This window comes from Kitasatospora gansuensis, assembly GCF_014203705.1.
GTDB classification, from domain to species: Bacteria; Actinomycetota; Actinomycetes; order Streptomycetales; family Streptomycetaceae; genus Kitasatospora; species Kitasatospora gansuensis.
On record NZ_JACHJR010000001.1, the window covers coordinates 300,770 to 314,938 of the forward strand.

13 protein-coding genes are annotated in these 14,169 nt (G+C 72.3%); 7 read left to right on the forward strand and 6 right to left on the reverse strand.

Annotated features, from left to right (window positions below; translation table 11 throughout):
* Positions 1–225: 225 nt before the first annotated feature.
* Entirely contained in the window at positions 226–618 is a 393-nt protein-coding gene (locus F4556_RS01485; protein ID WP_184910950.1) for a cell division protein SepF, read from the forward strand.
* Positions 619–678: 60 nt separating this feature from the next.
* Here F4556_RS01485 and F4556_RS01490 read toward each other — a convergent pair whose 3' ends face one another.
* Positions 679–1,326 carry a class I SAM-dependent DNA methyltransferase gene (locus tag F4556_RS01490; RefSeq protein WP_184910951.1) on the reverse strand — a complete coding sequence of 216 codons (648 nt, stop codon included), beginning with the start codon at positions 1,324–1,326 and terminating at the stop codon, positions 679–681.
* 11 nt (positions 1,327–1,337) lie between these two features.
* Positions 1,338–1,823 carry a MarR family winged helix-turn-helix transcriptional regulator gene (locus F4556_RS01495; RefSeq protein WP_184910952.1) on the reverse strand — a complete coding sequence of 162 codons (486 nt, stop codon included), beginning with the start codon at positions 1,821–1,823 and terminating at the stop codon, positions 1,338–1,340.
* Positions 1,824–1,939: 116 nt separating this feature from the next.
* Here F4556_RS01495 and F4556_RS01500 point away from each other — a divergent pair, with 116 nt between their 5' ends.
* From F4556_RS01500 to F4556_RS01525, 6 genes are all read left to right on the forward strand, one after another.
* Positions 1,940–3,409, forward strand: a complete 1,470-nt coding sequence (locus F4556_RS01500; protein ID WP_184910953.1) for an MFS transporter — start codon at positions 1,940–1,942, stop codon at positions 3,407–3,409.
* Between the two features lie 105 nt (positions 3,410–3,514).
* Positions 3,515–4,069 (forward strand): TetR/AcrR family transcriptional regulator, encoded by a 555-nt coding sequence (locus F4556_RS01505; protein ID WP_184910954.1) that lies wholly within the window; start codon positions 3,515–3,517, stop codon positions 4,067–4,069.
* Positions 4,066–5,616: an MFS transporter gene (locus F4556_RS01510; RefSeq protein ID WP_184910955.1), complete on the forward strand. Its 1,551-nt coding sequence runs from the start codon at positions 4,066–4,068 to the stop codon at positions 5,614–5,616. Before F4556_RS01505 ends, F4556_RS01510 begins: the two co-directional genes overlap by 4 nt.
* Before the next feature lie 111 nt (positions 5,617–5,727).
* Complete coding sequence (locus tag F4556_RS01515; protein ID WP_184910957.1) at positions 5,728–6,567, forward strand: alpha/beta fold hydrolase; 840 nt, start codon at positions 5,728–5,730, stop codon at positions 6,565–6,567.
* Entirely contained in the window at positions 6,564–6,845 is a 282-nt protein-coding gene (locus F4556_RS01520; protein ID WP_184910959.1) for a hypothetical protein, read from the forward strand. Before F4556_RS01515 ends, F4556_RS01520 begins: the two co-directional genes overlap by 4 nt.
* A 116-nt stretch (positions 6,846–6,961) precedes the next feature.
* A complete protein-coding gene (locus F4556_RS01525) occupies positions 6,962–7,465 on the forward strand; it encodes a GNAT family N-acetyltransferase (RefSeq protein WP_184910961.1) in 504 nt (167 codons plus the stop codon).
* Positions 7,466–7,530: 65 nt separating this feature from the next.
* On the opposite strand, the gene F4556_RS01530 is transcribed toward F4556_RS01525, so the two are convergent.
* The 4 genes from F4556_RS01530 to F4556_RS01545 all read right to left on the reverse strand — a co-directional run bounded on the left by F4556_RS01530 (position 7,531) and on the right by F4556_RS01545 (position 14,102).
* Positions 7,531–8,826 (reverse strand): GNAT family N-acetyltransferase, encoded by a 1,296-nt coding sequence (locus F4556_RS01530; RefSeq protein WP_184910963.1) that lies wholly within the window; start codon positions 8,824–8,826, stop codon positions 7,531–7,533.
* Positions 8,827–9,186: 360 nt separating this feature from the next.
* Positions 9,187–11,682 carry a SpoIIE family protein phosphatase gene (locus tag F4556_RS01535; protein ID WP_184910965.1) on the reverse strand — a complete coding sequence of 832 codons (2,496 nt, stop codon included), beginning with the start codon at positions 11,680–11,682 and terminating at the stop codon, positions 9,187–9,189.
* Positions 11,683–11,818: 136 nt separating this feature from the next.
* The gene (locus F4556_RS01540; RefSeq protein WP_184910967.1) at positions 11,819–12,427 is read right to left on the reverse strand and encodes a TetR/AcrR family transcriptional regulator; all 609 of its coding nucleotides are present in this window, start codon (positions 12,425–12,427) and stop codon (positions 11,819–11,821) included.
* 97 nt (positions 12,428–12,524) lie between these two features.
* Entirely contained in the window at positions 12,525–14,102 is a 1,578-nt protein-coding gene (locus F4556_RS01545; protein WP_184910969.1) for a 4-coumarate--CoA ligase family protein, read from the reverse strand.
* Between the last annotated feature and the right edge of the window lie 67 nt (positions 14,103–14,169).

The following is a 14,169-nucleotide window of genomic DNA, read 5'->3' on the forward strand; positions in this document are numbered from 1 at the left end:
ACACCGATATGGTCTACGCGCGGAACCGTACGGCGAGCTGCGGCGTCGCAGGAGATGCCCGGAAAATCCGGGTTTTCCCGTGAGCCACGCCCCGCACGGCGGTCGCGAACGGGCACCGAAGCGGTGATCAGTGCGATACTCGGACAGTTCCGACGGATGGATGACGCGTCAGCTGACGTGGTCACCCGGGGGGACGAGTACGGGACGAGACAGGGAGGCGCGGCAATGGGAGCACTTCGCGACGAGCACCACAACGGGTGGCTGATGCCCTCCGGCAACTACCCCGCCGCGGTCTACGAGGATTCGTGGGCCACCCAGGAGTCGGCCGTGGCCGTCCCCGCCCCGGCAAAGATCGTCTCCCTGAAGCCGACCGGCTTCGAGGCGGCCCGCACCGTCGGCGAGCACATCCGCGCGGCCGTCCCGGTGGTGATGGACCTGACCGAGATGACCGACGCCGAGGCCAAGCGGATGGTGGACTTCGCCTCCGGCCTGGTCTTCGGCACCCAGGGCGGGATCGAGCGGATCGCCCGCCGGGTCTTCCTGCTCACCCCGGCCGACGTCGAGGTGATGGTGATCGACCGCCCGCTCGACGAGACCGGCTTCTACAACCAGAGCTGACCCCGCCCGGCCGAGCCCGGGACGACCTTCGCGGGTCGTCCCGGCCTCGCTGCCGTCCTGCTACGGCCGCTGACTGCGCATCAGCAGATGACCACGCCGGAACTGCCGCTCCCCCTCGCGGGGCTCCCGCAGCATCCGGCCGACCTCGGCGAACCCGTTCGCGCGCGCCAGCCCCGCGAGCTCGTCCACCGGCCACCGCCAGGCCGGTGCCACCTTGTGGTCGAACGCCTCCACCGGCCCGCCCTCGGCATCGAAGAAGGCCAGCAGCAGGTACCCGCCGGGGGCCAGCACCCGCCGGAACTCGGCGAAGTACGGCGGCAGTTCCGCCGGCGCGGTGTGGATGACGGAGTACCAGGACACGATGCCGGCCAGCTCGGCGTCGGCCGACTCCAGCGCGGCCATCGTCCCGACCTCGAAGCGCAGCCCGGGATGCTCCCGGCGGGCCAGCTCGATCATCACCGGCGACAGGTCGACCCCGAAGACGTCCAGCCCCAGATCTCGCAGATGCACCGTCACCCGCCCGGGCCCGCAGCCGAGCTCGGCGACCGGCCCGCCGCCGTCGGCCCGGACGTGGTCGGCGAAGGCCGCGAGCACCGAGCGGTCGAGCGGCAGCCCGTCGAGCTCGTTCCGCACGAGGTCGGCGTACTGGACGGCGACGGCGTCGTAGGCGGTCGCGGTCGGGTCTGGGGCGTTGGTCGGTTCGGTCACAGCGGACGACCCTAGGCCCTCTCTTGCGGGTCACGCCGGGCGAGGTAGCTCTCCAAGGCCCCGTTCAGGTCAGCCACGAAGGACTCGAACCGGGCCAGCAGCTCTGGCGGGTACTGCGCCATCGCGGTGTCCAGCTCACGGGCGGGCGGGCCGAAGAACTCCTCCGCCCGCTCCTGGATGTGGGCGCCACTGCGCAGGGTGATGACGCGCCGGTCCGTGTGCTCCCGGCTGCGGACGATGTGCCCGGCGGCTTCGAGCCGGTTCAGCAGTGCGGTGGTGGCGCCCGAGGAGAGCGAGATGCGTTCGCTGAGGCGGGCCGGTGACAGCGGGGTGCCCCGCTCCTCGGCGGCCGCGATCTCCAGTACGGCGACCGCGTCGGTGGAGTGCAGACCGAGCCAGGCGGCGAAGCGCCGGCCGAGTTCGGCGTAGTGACCGCCGTAGCTCCGCATCCCCTCGATCAGCCGCTCGCGCTGCGCCGCGACACCTTCGTCCCCCATGGAGACACGCCCCTTTCTTGCCTGCCGGGCGATCCGCGTCCGCGACTCGCCTTTGACAACCTACCGACCCTGATTTTATCTTCACCATGAAACTACTTCACCATGGAGGTATCTGGATGGACAGCCCGTCCCCCACCGTCGAGCCCTACCGCTGGCGGTGGCTGATCCTGGTCGTGATGCTCGTCGCGGAGCTCATGGACCTGCTGGACGCCTCGATCGTGAACGTGGCGGGCCCCGCCCTGGAGGAGTCCCTCTCGGTCGGCTCCGTCGGTCTGCAGTGGGTGATCGGCGGCTACGCCCTCACCCTGGGCGCCGGGCTGGTGCTCGGTGGCCGGCTCGGCGACCGGTACGGCCGCCGCCGGATGTTCCTGCTCGGCCTGGGCGCCTTCACCGCCACCTCCCTGCTGTGCGCGCTGGCACCGGACATCGGCCTGCTGATCACCTTCCGACTGCTCCAGGGCACCGCCGGGGCGATGCTGCTCCCGCAGGGCCTCGGCCTGCTGCGGGAGAACTTCTCCGGCCCCGAACTCACCAAGGTCTTCGGGATCTTCGGCCCCGTCCTGGGCCTCGGCGGGATCGTCGGCCCCGTTCTCGGCGGCGGCCTCATCGAGGCCGACCTCTTCGGTCTGGGCTGGCGCTCGGTCTTCCTGGTCAACCTGCCCATCGGCCTCGCCGCCCTGGCCGTCGCCGCGAAGGTCGTGCCCCGCAAGCCCGGTGACCGTACCGTCCGCGTCGATCTGGTCGGCGCAGCGCTGGTCGCCGCGTCCTGCGCCCTGCTGGTGCTGCCGCTGAACCAGGGTCAGGAGGACGGTTGGCCGCTGTGGACCTGGTTGTCGATGGCCGGATCCCTGCTCGGCTTCGCCCTGTTCGCCGCGCAGCAGCGGCGCACGGCCGCGGCCGGACGCGCGCCGCTGGTGACACCCGGCCTGCTGCGCAAGCCCGCCTTCACCGTCGGGCTCGGGGGCATCGCGCTGTTCTTCAGCGGGCTGGTCGGCAGCCAACTCGTGCTGACCCTCTACCTGCAGATCGACCGTCAGTTCACGGCGGGTCAGGCCGGTCTCGGCAACCTGCCGCTGGCCGTCGGGACCGCGATCGGCGGTGCCGTCAGCGGCGCGTTCCTCGCCGACCGGATCGGGCGCAAGGTGCTGCAGGTCGGCCCGCTGGTCCAGCTGGCCGGCGCGGCGCTGCTCTGGCTCGAACTCGACGGGCTCGACCCGGCCTCGTTCTCGGTCTGGGACGTCACCCCCGGCGTGGCCCTGTGCGGCATCGGGGCGGGCCTGGTGATCGCCGCCCTGTTCAGCTTCATGCTGGCCGCCGTGGACGACCACGAGATCGGCTCGGCCTCCGGCGTCCTGTCGGCCGTGCAGTCGATCGGCGGCTCGGTCGGCGTCGCCGTCTTCGGCTCCGTCTTCTTCGCCTCGGCGAAGACCGGCGACTTCACCGGGGGATTCCAGCACGCCCTGCTCGTCCAGGTCGGCCTGCTGGCGGCCTTCTTCGCCAGCACCTTCCTGCTGCCCCGGCGGGGCCGCCCCGAGCAGGAGCAGCACGCCGCCACCGCCGACCCCCGGCCCGCCGTCACCGCCTGACCCTCGGGCCCGGGGCCCGCCCGCACCGGCGGGCTCCGGGCTCTCTTCTGAGCCCTTCGAAAATCAGATGAGACATGAACGTCTCATCTGATCTACACTCGACTCATGGCCACCGACCGTGACTCCGTCCTCGAAGCCGCCGTCGGCGTGCTCTCCCGCCGCCCCACCGCCCACCTGGACGAGATCGCCCGGGCGGCCGGCATCAGCCGAGCCACCCTGCACCGGATATTTCCCGGCCGGGAGGCGCTGATCCGTGAGGTGGGCGCGCTCGGCCTGCGCAAGTTCGCCACCGCGCTGGACACCGCCGCGATCGACGACGGCGACGCCCAGGCCGCGCTGCGCCGCCTGGTCGACGCGGTCGTCCCGGACGCGGCGCTCTGCGCCTTCCTGGCCGGCGAGAACCAGCTCTTCGACGACCCGGAGATCAACGAGCTCTGGGAGATCCAGGACGAACGGGTCCGCGCCCTCTTCCTCCGCGGCCAGCAGCAGGGCGTGTTCCGGATCGAACTCTCGGCCGGCTGGCTCAGCGAAGCCTTCTTCGACCTGGTGGCCGGCGTCGGCTGGGCCGTCCAGGACGGCCGCCTCGCCCCCCGTGACAGTGCCTACTCGCTCGCCGAACTCTTCCTCGGCGGCGCCCTCAGGAGCCCTGACCAGTCATGACCACCACCCTCGGCCGCCCCGTCTCCAGGCAGCGCTGGGTCGGCCTCGCCGTCCTGGTGCTGGCGGTGACCCTGGTCGCGCTCGACGCCACCGTCCTCTCCCTCGCCCTGCCCTCGATCAGCGAGACCCTCCACCCCAGCGGCACCCAGCTGCTCTGGATCGGCGACAGCTACTCCTTCGTGCTGGCCGGCCTGCTGGTCAGCATGGGCGCGCTCAGCGACCGGATCGGCCGCAAGAAGCTGCTGCTGCTCGGCTCCAGCGCCTTCGGGGCAGCCTCCCTGCTGGCCGCGTACGCGCCGAGCGCCGGCTGGCTGATCCTGGCCCGGGCCCTGCTTGGCGTCGCGGGCGCCACCATCATGCCGTCCACCCTCTCGCTGATCCGCAGCCTCTTCCCGGACGCCCGGGAGCGGGCCACCGCGATCGGCATCTGGGGCGCGGGCGCCACCGCCGGTGCCGCGCTCGGCCCGGTGGTCGGCGGCGTCCTTCTGGAGCACTTCTGGTGGGGCTCGGTCTTCCTGCTCAACCTGCCGATCCTGGCCCTGCTGCTGGTGCTCGGCGCCTGGCTGCTGCCGGAGTCCAAGGACCCGAACCCGGGCCGCTGGGACGTGCTCAGCGTGCTGCTCTCGATGACCGGTGTGATCGGCGTGGTGTACGCGATCAAGGAAGCCGCCGCGGGCGGGCTCGGCCACTGGCCGGTGCCGGTCGCCTTCGCGCTCGGCGCCACCGCGCTGACCGTCTTCGTCCGCCGCCAACTCCGGCTGCCCACCCCGCTGCTGGACGTCCGGCTGTTCACCGACCCCCGGTTCACCGCGGCGGTTCTCGGCTCGCTCGCCTCGCTGATCGGGCTGTCCGGCGTGATCTTCTTCATGTCGCAGTACCTCCAACTGGTGCGCGGGTACTCCCCGTTGACCGCCGGCTTGGCCGAACTCCCGGCCTTCGTCGGCGCGGTGGCCGGCGGTCTGCTGACCGCCCGGCTGGCCCGCCGCACCGGCGCCCGGGTCACCCTGGTCGGCGGCCTGCTGGTGATGGGCCTGGGCATCGCGGTGCTCGGCTGGGTCCAGCAGGACAGCAGCTACCTGGTGCTCGGCAGCTCCTTCCTGGCCGTCGGCACCGCCGAGGGCATCGTCTACACCCTCTCCGCCGACCTGGTCCTCACCGCCGCCCCCGCCGACAAGGCCGGTGCCGCCTCGGCCGTCTCCGAGACCGCCTACGAACTCGGCACCGCCCTCGGCATCGCCCTGGTCGGCTCGGTGGTCACCGCCATCTACGCCGCCACCCTGGTCGCCCCGGCCGGCACCGACCCGGCCGTGGCCGCCCAGGCCGAGGAGTCCATCGGCAACGCGGTCGAGGCCGCCGGCACCCTGCCCGGCGAGCTCGGCGCCCAGCTCCTCACCGCCAGCCGCGACGCCTTCGTCCACGGCATGAACATCGCCGCCTTCATCGCGGCGGCCCTGCTGCTCTCCGCCGCCGCCTTCTCCTGGTACCTGCTGCGCCGCCGGGCCGGTGACGACGCGTCAGCGGAACAGCCGTCCGAGCTGGTCCACTGACCTCTCCCCGCCGACCTGGCCACCCGTCAGGTGGGTTACGGTGCCGGGGTGTCGAGCACCGCACGACACCCCGGCACCACCCGATCGGTACGAACGCAGGAGGGGCCTCCCATGCCCGAACTGGAACTCTCGGCGGGCACCGTCGACTACCAGGACACCGGCGGCGACGGCCCGGTCGTCGTCCTGCTGCACGGCGTCGCCATGGACGGTTCGCTCTGGCGCCACGTCGTCGCCGGGCTCCGGGACGACTACCGCTGCGTCGTCCCCACCCTCCCGCTCGGCGGCCACCGCCGGCCGATGCACCCGGACGCCGACCTGTCGATCCTCGGCGTCGCCCGGCTGGTGGCCGAGTTCCTCGACCGGCTCGACCTGCACGACGTCACGCTGGTGCTCAACGACTGGGGCGGCGCCCAGAGCCTGGTCGCCGACGGCCGCACCACCCGCATCGGCCGGCTCGTCCTCACCTCCTGCGAAGCCTTCGACAACTACCCACCCGGCCTCCCCGGCCGCAACCTGGTCACCTCCGCCAGACTCCCCGGCGGCCTGGCCCTCGCCTTCCACCTGCTCCGCCTGAAGCCCGCCCGCCGACTCCCGGTGACCTGGGGCTGGATGACCAAACGCCCGGTCCCGCCCGAGATCATGGACGCCTGGTTCCGCCCCCTGATCAGCTCCCCCGAGATCCGCCGCGACCTCCGCAAGTACGTCCTCAGCACCCCACCCAAGCCCGAACTCCTCGCCTGGACCGAAGCCCTCCGCACCTTCGACCGCCCCACCCTGATCGCCTGGGCCACCGAGGACCGCGTCATGCCCGTGTCCCACGCCCACCGCCTGGCCGAACTCCTGCCACAGGCCACACTCGTCGAGATCCCCGACAGCTACACCCTCATCCCGGAGGACCAGCCCGCCGTCCTCACAACCCACCTGCGGGCCTTCCTCGAGGCGCAGCGATGAACGACGGCCTGCCCGACGGCTGGACGATCGAGCGAGTGCGCACCGCATCACGCGACGCCGAGGCCGAACTGCTGCCCCTCGAACGCCTCGTCGTGCTCGAGGAGCACGGCCACCCGGACTACACCCCGCTCCGGCCCGACCTCATCCTCTCCTTCCACGGCCTCTGCCTCGTCCGGTCCGACGACGACTGGTACATGGGCGACCTCGACACCGACGGCTCCATCGTCTGCTGGTCCTCCTACGGCACCGACCTGGGCGAAGCCATCCGGGGCCTGTGACGCTCACCCGCCCGCACCTGCCCGACCGTCAGGTCCGGCCTCTCGCCGGGCCTGCCGGTCCAGACAGGGGAAAATCCAGGGGCCCGGGCGGCCGCGCGCTGCTACGGTCGGGCGCTATGAGCTGGCTCCCCGATAACTTCGTCCATCCCGTCCTGGTACCGCTGCCGGGCGGTGGTCATCACCTGCGGCCGATCCGGGAGGCGGACACCCCGCTCGACTATCCGGCTGTGATGGGTTCGCGCGAGCGGCTGTGGACCATCTTCGGCCCGGCCTGGGGCTGGCCCGCGGCCACCATGACCTACGAGGCCGACCAGGCCGACCTGTTGCGGCACGAGAAGGAGATCGCCGCACACCAGTCCTTCAACTACGCGCTGCTCGACGCGGCGGAGACCGCTCTGCTCGGCTGCGTCTACATCGACCCACCGGAGAAGGCCGGCGCGGACGGCGAGATCTCCTGGTGGGTGGTGGACGAGCTGGTGGACAGCAAGGTCGAGCAGGCCCTCGACGAGCTGGTGCCGCGGTGGATCGCCGCCGACTGGCCGTTCGAGCAGCCGCGCTTCCTCGGCCGCGAGATCTCCTGGTCGGACTGGCTCGCCCTGCCGGAGCACCCCGACGCGTGAGCGGCGCCACCCCACCGACATGACGGACGCGCAGCGGGTCTACGCCGTCGTCGGCGCGGCCATCGTCAGAAACCGAAGGAGTTGTGCGGTTCGGGGTCGGTGCGGAACATCCGCGCCAGCTGCCCGATCGCACCGTCGGTGTGCGGCGTGAGGTGGCCCGCGTACGCCAGGTCGTGTGCCGACCCGCCGCCGAAGTAGAGCGAACTGAGCGCCGGGACCGTGACGGTGAGGTCCGCCGCCTGGTCGGTGGCAACGCACGTGACCTCGGCACCGTCCGCGCGGAGCAGCCAAGTCCCGTTGTTCGCCGGGCACATCAGGTCGCCGTCGACGGTGAACACCAAGCTGCCCGCCGTGTCGTACGCACGCTGCGCCAGGGCCAGCGGTACGTCGAGCAGGCGCGCCCACAGGTTGTCCGACTGGCGGGTGATCCGCATCGCGCGTGGGTTCGCGAGCATCCACCGCAGCGGTTCGTCGCGCGGGCGACCGGGTGCCACGATCGTCCTGGTGAGGTCGAAGTCGACCAGCAGGGTCCACAGGGCGCGGTAGGCCGCCGGGCAGGTCGCCTCCAGCGCATCGACGACGAGCGTCCCCGCGGTGTCCGCGGTCGGGGACCACGGCAGGCGGAAGTTCGCCAGGCCGTCCACGTCGCCGTGCTCGTCACGGTGCATCAGGTACCGCAGCGGTCCCCGCGTACCGTCCGCGTCGTCGGACAGCTCGTCCCAGTGCCCGGGCAGAGGGGAGAGCTCGCCGACGCGGCGGGCCCGCACCTTCGCGTGCACCTCGGGCCAGAACCGCTTCGCCTGCGCGGCGTCGACGAGTTCCAGTGCTCCCGGGTCGGGCGCCGCCGGGAGGAGGGCGGCCTTGTGGCGGTCCAGTTCCCAGCGTGCCCGGTACGTCGCGGGCGAGAACCCGTACCGGCCGTAGATGCTGCCCTCGCTCGCGCTGAGCATCGCCAACGGCTCGCCCCGTTTTAGGGCCGCGTCGAACATGGCTTGCATCATCCCGCGCAGGTGGCCGCGTCGGCGGTGGGTGGCGGTGACGGCGGTGGAGGTGACACCGGCGGTCCTGACCGTCTCCCCGCCGGGGACCGTCACCTCGAACGAGAGGGTGGCCGACGCACCGACACACGCGCCGTCGACGAAGGCCGCGATCGGGTGGAACCGGTCGTTCCGGCCGTCCGTCTCCGCCCACTCCTCGATCTGCTCGGTGGTCGCCGGGGTGGGCTGCGGGGGCCACGGCTCCGGCCCGCCGTGCCAGGCGGCGTCGGCCGGCTCCCACTGCGGCAGCCCGTTCACGTAGGGCAGCACCCGGTAGTAGGCGTCCATCTCTTCTCGCCGTGGCGGGCGGATCTGAGTAACCATCAGATCATTGCACCCGCCACGGCCGCCCACGGGCAACCGATATATCCACGGCGCCCGCCCCGGCCGGATTTCCCTCCTTTCGGGCCGTCCGGTCCACCGGCGAATCGGGGACGGCACGCCTTCCGGTCGCCACATCGCCCAGGGATCAGCCGCATTACTTCATCGTGCTCGGGATTCCCGTCGGGGCGAGGAACCGGGGAAACCCTCTCCCGGAATCTGGGGCGCCCTGCTCGTCTGGCTGCTGGCCGTCGGCCACGGTCTCGGCTACCTGTGACCGGCTGACGCCCGAAAGCCGTCGGTGACGAACCGTGCGGCCGGCCGCACGGTCCACTCACAGCTGATCGCCCGTCAGCCGCCGCCTCACCGGTAGCGGTAGTCGAGCTCCATCTCCGCCCAGACCACCTTGCCGTCCTTGGTCTGCCGGGTGCCCCAGCGGTGGGCCAGTTCGCTCACCAGGTGCATGCCGCGGCCGCCCTCGTCCTCCTCGGCGGAGGCCCGCAGGCGGGGGGCCTGGTTGCCGGAGTCGGCCACCTCGACGGTGAGCGTGCGGTCGCGGAACAGGCGCAGCCGGCGCGGTGCGTCGGCGTGCAGCAGGGCGTTCGTGACGAGTTCGCTGACCAGGAGTTCGGCGAAGTCGGAGAGAGCGGTGAGCCCCCACTCCTCCAGGGTCTTGCGGGTGAAGCGGCGGGCGCGGCTGGGGGCCGGGCCTTCGCCGTCGAGTTCCAGGGTGGCGATCCGGTCGGCGGGGATGGGGAGTGCGCGGGCCATGATCATCGCGATGTCGTCCTCGGTACCGTCCCGGACCAGGGCGGCGAGCACCGCGTCGCAGCTCTCCTCCAGCGTCCGGCCGTGCCCGGCCAGGGTCTGGGCCAGCACGCCGATGCCGTGGTCGATGTCCTCGCCCCGGCGTTCCACCAGGCCGTCGGTGTAGAGGGCCAGCAGGCTGCCCTCGCGCAGGGTGAACTCGGTGCTCTCGAAGGTCACGCCGCCCACTCCGAGCGGGACGCCCGGCGGCAGTACCAGCGCCCGGGAGGTGCCGTCCGGGGCGACCCGGACCGGCGGCAGGTGGCCGGCCGAGGCGATCGTGCAGGTGCCGTCCACCGGGTCGTAGACCGCGCAGATACAGGTGGCGAACTGGCCCTCGCCGATGCCCATCGCGGTCTCGTCCAGCCGGGTCAGCACCTGGTCCGGCGGCATGTCCAGGGTGGCCAGGGTCCGTGCCACGGTGCGCAGTTGACCCATCGTCGCGGCGGCCCGGATGCCGTGACCCATCACGTCGCCGACCACCAGCGCGACCCGTCCGCAGGACAGCGGCACCACGTCGAACCAGTCCCCGCCGACCTCGCTCACCACGCTGCTCGGCAGGTACCGGTAGGCGATCTCCAGGCCGATGGTGCGGTGGATCTCCTGCGGCAGCAGGCTGCGCTGCAGGGTGAGCGCGGTCTCCCGCTCGCGCCGGTAGAGCCGGGCGTTGTCGAGGGCGATCGCGGTCCTGGCGACCAGTTCCTCGGCCAGCGCCACGTCGGCCGCGGTGAACGGCTCGGGGTTGCGCATCCGGACGAACTCCGAGCCGCCGAGCACCATGCCGCGGGCCAGGATCGGCACCATCAGGTAGGAGTGGATGCCCGCCTTGACGCCGGGCCCGACCCGGGACTGCTCGTTCACCAGCGCGGCCAGCACCTGCTCGTCCACGTGCGGCCGCAGCAGCGGGCGCCCGCTGCGCAGGCACTCGGTGTAGACCCGCTTCGAGTCGTACTCCGAGGTGGCCCCGACCGCGTCGGCCGCGATGGTCATGCCCGACTCGTACGCCTCGCCGACCGCCACCGCGCGCAGCATGACGCCCCGGTCCGGCTGGAGGTATGACGGTTCCTCACCTCGGAGCACCGGCTCCAGCAGGTCCACCGTGGCGAAGTCGGCGAATCTCGGGATCACCGCCTCGACCAGTTCCTCGGCGGTGCGCTGCAGGTCGAGCGTGGTGCCGATCCTGGCGGTGGCCTCGGCCAGCAGGGCCAGCCGCTCCTGGGCCCGGGAGGCCCGGGCCTCGGCCTGGAACCGTTCGGTCACGTCGATGATCGAGGAGCTCACCCCGAGCACCCGGCCGGTGGAGTCCTCCAGCCGGAAGTACGAGGCGGACCAGGCGCGCTCCCGGCGCGGGTCGCCGGGGGTGCGGCCGTGCGAGCGGGCGTCCACCACGGGCTGGCCGGTGGCCAGCACCTGGCGCATCACCGCCTCGATCTCCGCGCTGTTGATGCCGGGCAGGATGGCGCTGATCCGCCGTCCGAGGTGCTCGGCCACGGTCAGGCCGTTGATCCGGGCCAGCGCGTCGTTCAGCCGGACGTAGCGCAGCTCGGTGTCGTACACCGCCATGCCGATCGGCGACTGGGTGAAGATCCCGTCCAGCACCGCGAGGTCGCCCTCGACCTGGCGCAGCGAGCCGACGTCGGTGGCGGTGGCCAGCAGCAGCCGTTCGCCGCCCGGGCCGACGATGGGGTAGGTGTGGAACTCCAGTTCCACCACCTGGCCGTCCCGGTGCCGGATCGGGAAGACCCCGGACCAGCCCTTGCCCGTCATGATCTGCTCGAAGAGCTCGAAGGCCCGCCGGCGGTCCGCCTCGGGGACCAGCAGCCGGGCGGCGTAGCGGCCGACCGCCTCCCCCGCCGGGTAGCCGGTGAGGGCCTCGGCGTCCTCGCTCCAGTGCAGGATCCGGCCGTCGCCCTCGACCAGGGCGGTCGCCAGCGGGACCAGTCGGTGCCCTTCCAGCCGGTGACCCGCCAACCCGTGCCCCTCCGGACGCGGCGGAGCGGCACCCGCCAGTGGGCCGGTGCCGTCCGCTGCGTTGCGCTCGCTGCCTTGCATGATCAGGGGATCACCTGTCAGATACCTTCCCCGGTGTGGCCGGGGCGAATCGGCTTCCACCAGACTGCACGGCGGTGGAGAGTGCGGCTACTGCTGGTCCGTCAGGTGGGGTACACCGTCGGGACGGCTGAGCTTTTCAGGTGATCAGCACGGCGTCCAGAGTTCTGGCCCACTGACGCACCACTCGGGCCCGGCGCGGGCCGTCGTCGGTGAGCAGATTGGCCAGTCCGAGCCCCCGGGCGAGGTCCAGGGTCGCCTGCACGGTCTCCCGGGCGCCGGGGTGCGACTCGTCGGCGCCGAGGAACTCGACCGCCGCCCGGTGCGCCTCCCGGCCGAGGTGGTTCTCCAGCGCGACGATCCGCTCGCGCAGCGCCTGCTCGGTGGCCGCGGCGACCCACAGGTGCAGCGCGGCCCGGAACAGCGGCCCGGTGTAGAGCCGGACGATCAGCTCCACCACCGCCTCGGTGCGCGCCTCGCCCGGCGGCGGCAGGGTCTCGGTGTCGGCCCGGACGGCGGCCAGCCGCTCGTCGGTGACGTACTCGACGGCGGCGGTGAAGAGGTCCTCCCGGGTCGGGAAGTGGTGCTGGGCCGCGCCCCGGGTGACCCCGGCCCGCTCGGCCACCACCGCGACCGTGCTGCCGTTCCAGCCCAGCTCGGCCAGGCACTCCACGGCGGCCTCCAGCAGCCGGCGCCGGGTGGCCCGGCTGCGGTCCTGCTGCGGGGTACGAGCGGCTTGGGTCGTCATCCCGGCCCTCCTCCGTTGCCTGCGGCCGGTACTGCCCCCGTACCGCTGCCGTCCGTGGTCCCGCCGATCCTGCCAGACCGGCGGGACCCCGCGCCGCTCAGGTACGGTCGCGCAGCTGACGGCGGAGGATCTTCCCGGCCGCCGACTTGGGCACCTGGTCGATGAACTCGACCGCCCTGACCTTCTTGTACGGCGCCACCTGGCCGGCCACGAAGTCGCCGACCTGTTGCTCCGTCAGCCCGCTGCCGGGGGTGCGGACCACGAACGCCTTCGGCCGTTCCTCGCCGTCCGCCCCGGTCACCCCGATCACGGCGGCGTCGGCCACCTCGGGGTGAGTGAGCAGCAGGGCCTCCAGTTCGGCGGGCGCGACCTGGTAGCCCTTGTACTTGATGAGCTCCTTCACCCGGTCCACCACGAACAGGTAGCCCCGCTCGTCCACCACGCCGACGTCCCCGGTGTGCAGCCAGCCGTCCGGGTCGATCATCGCGTCGGTCTCGCTCTTCCGGCCGAAGTAACCCCGCATCACCTGCGGTCCCCGGAACAGGAGTTCACCGCGCTCGCCGACGCCGAGGTCGGCGCCCGAGCCGTCCAGCGCGGTGACCCGCAGCTCGGTGGAGGCGACCAGCCGGCCGACTGTCCCGGCCGGCGGGTTCGGGTCGTCCAGCGGCACCACGTGGGTGACCGGCGACAGTTCGGTCATCCCGTACCCCTGGTGGATCCGCTCCAGCCCGAGCCTGCGGGCGGCGGTCGCGGCCAGCTCGGCGTCCAGCGGGGCGGCGGCGCTCAGCACGTAGCGGATCGAGGAGAGGTCGTACTGGTCCACCAGCGGATGCTTGGCCAGCGCCAGCACGATCGGCGGGGCGGCGAACACCCCCTCGATCCGCTGGTCCTGGATGGTTCGCAGGAACTGCTCCAGGTCGAAGCGCGGCAGCACCACCACCGTGGAGCCGGACCGGAGCGGGTGGTTGAGCAGTGAGGTCAGCCCGTAGATGTGAAAGAACGGGAGCACCGCCAGGATGCGTTCGCCCTCGCCGGTGGCGTGCACCGCGTCGGTCTGCAGCAGGTTGCTGCTGATGTTGCGGTGACTGAGCATCACGCCCTTGGGCAGGCCGGTGGTGCCGCTGGAGTACGGCAGGACGGCGATGTCGGTGGCCGGGTCGATCTCCGGGGTGGGCTCGGGGCCGGTACACGCCAGCAGGTCGGCCAGCGAGCGGTGGCCCTCGGCCTGGTCGCAGACGAAGATCTCCTCGACCGGGCTGCCCTCGGCCGCCAGCGCCTTGGCGGCCTCGGTGGCGACCGGCAGGAAGAGCGAGATGGTGATGATCCAACGGGCCCCGCTGTCGCGGAGCTGCCCGGCCAGTTCGGCGGCCGTGCTGAGCGAACTGACCGTGGTGACGGTGGCGCCCGCCCTGGTGGCTCCGTAGAAGGCGATCGGGTAGGCGACGGTGTTCGGGCTGAACAGCGCGATCCGATCGCCCTTACGCACCCCGGCCTCGGCCAGGCCCGCCGCACAGCGACGGCTGGCGCCGTCCAACTGCGCGTAACTGACGGACTGTCCGGTGAGACCGTCGATCAGGGCCGGTACGTCCGCGTGCGCGGCGAAGTCGCCGAGCACCGCGTCGTGGATCGGCAGGTCGAGCGGCTCGATGTCGGGGTAGTCGCTACGGAACGCCATAGGTGCCTCCTGGCGGGCGCTGGGTGGAGCGGGCCCTCCTAGAGTGGCGGCTGACGGGCGGCGCGGA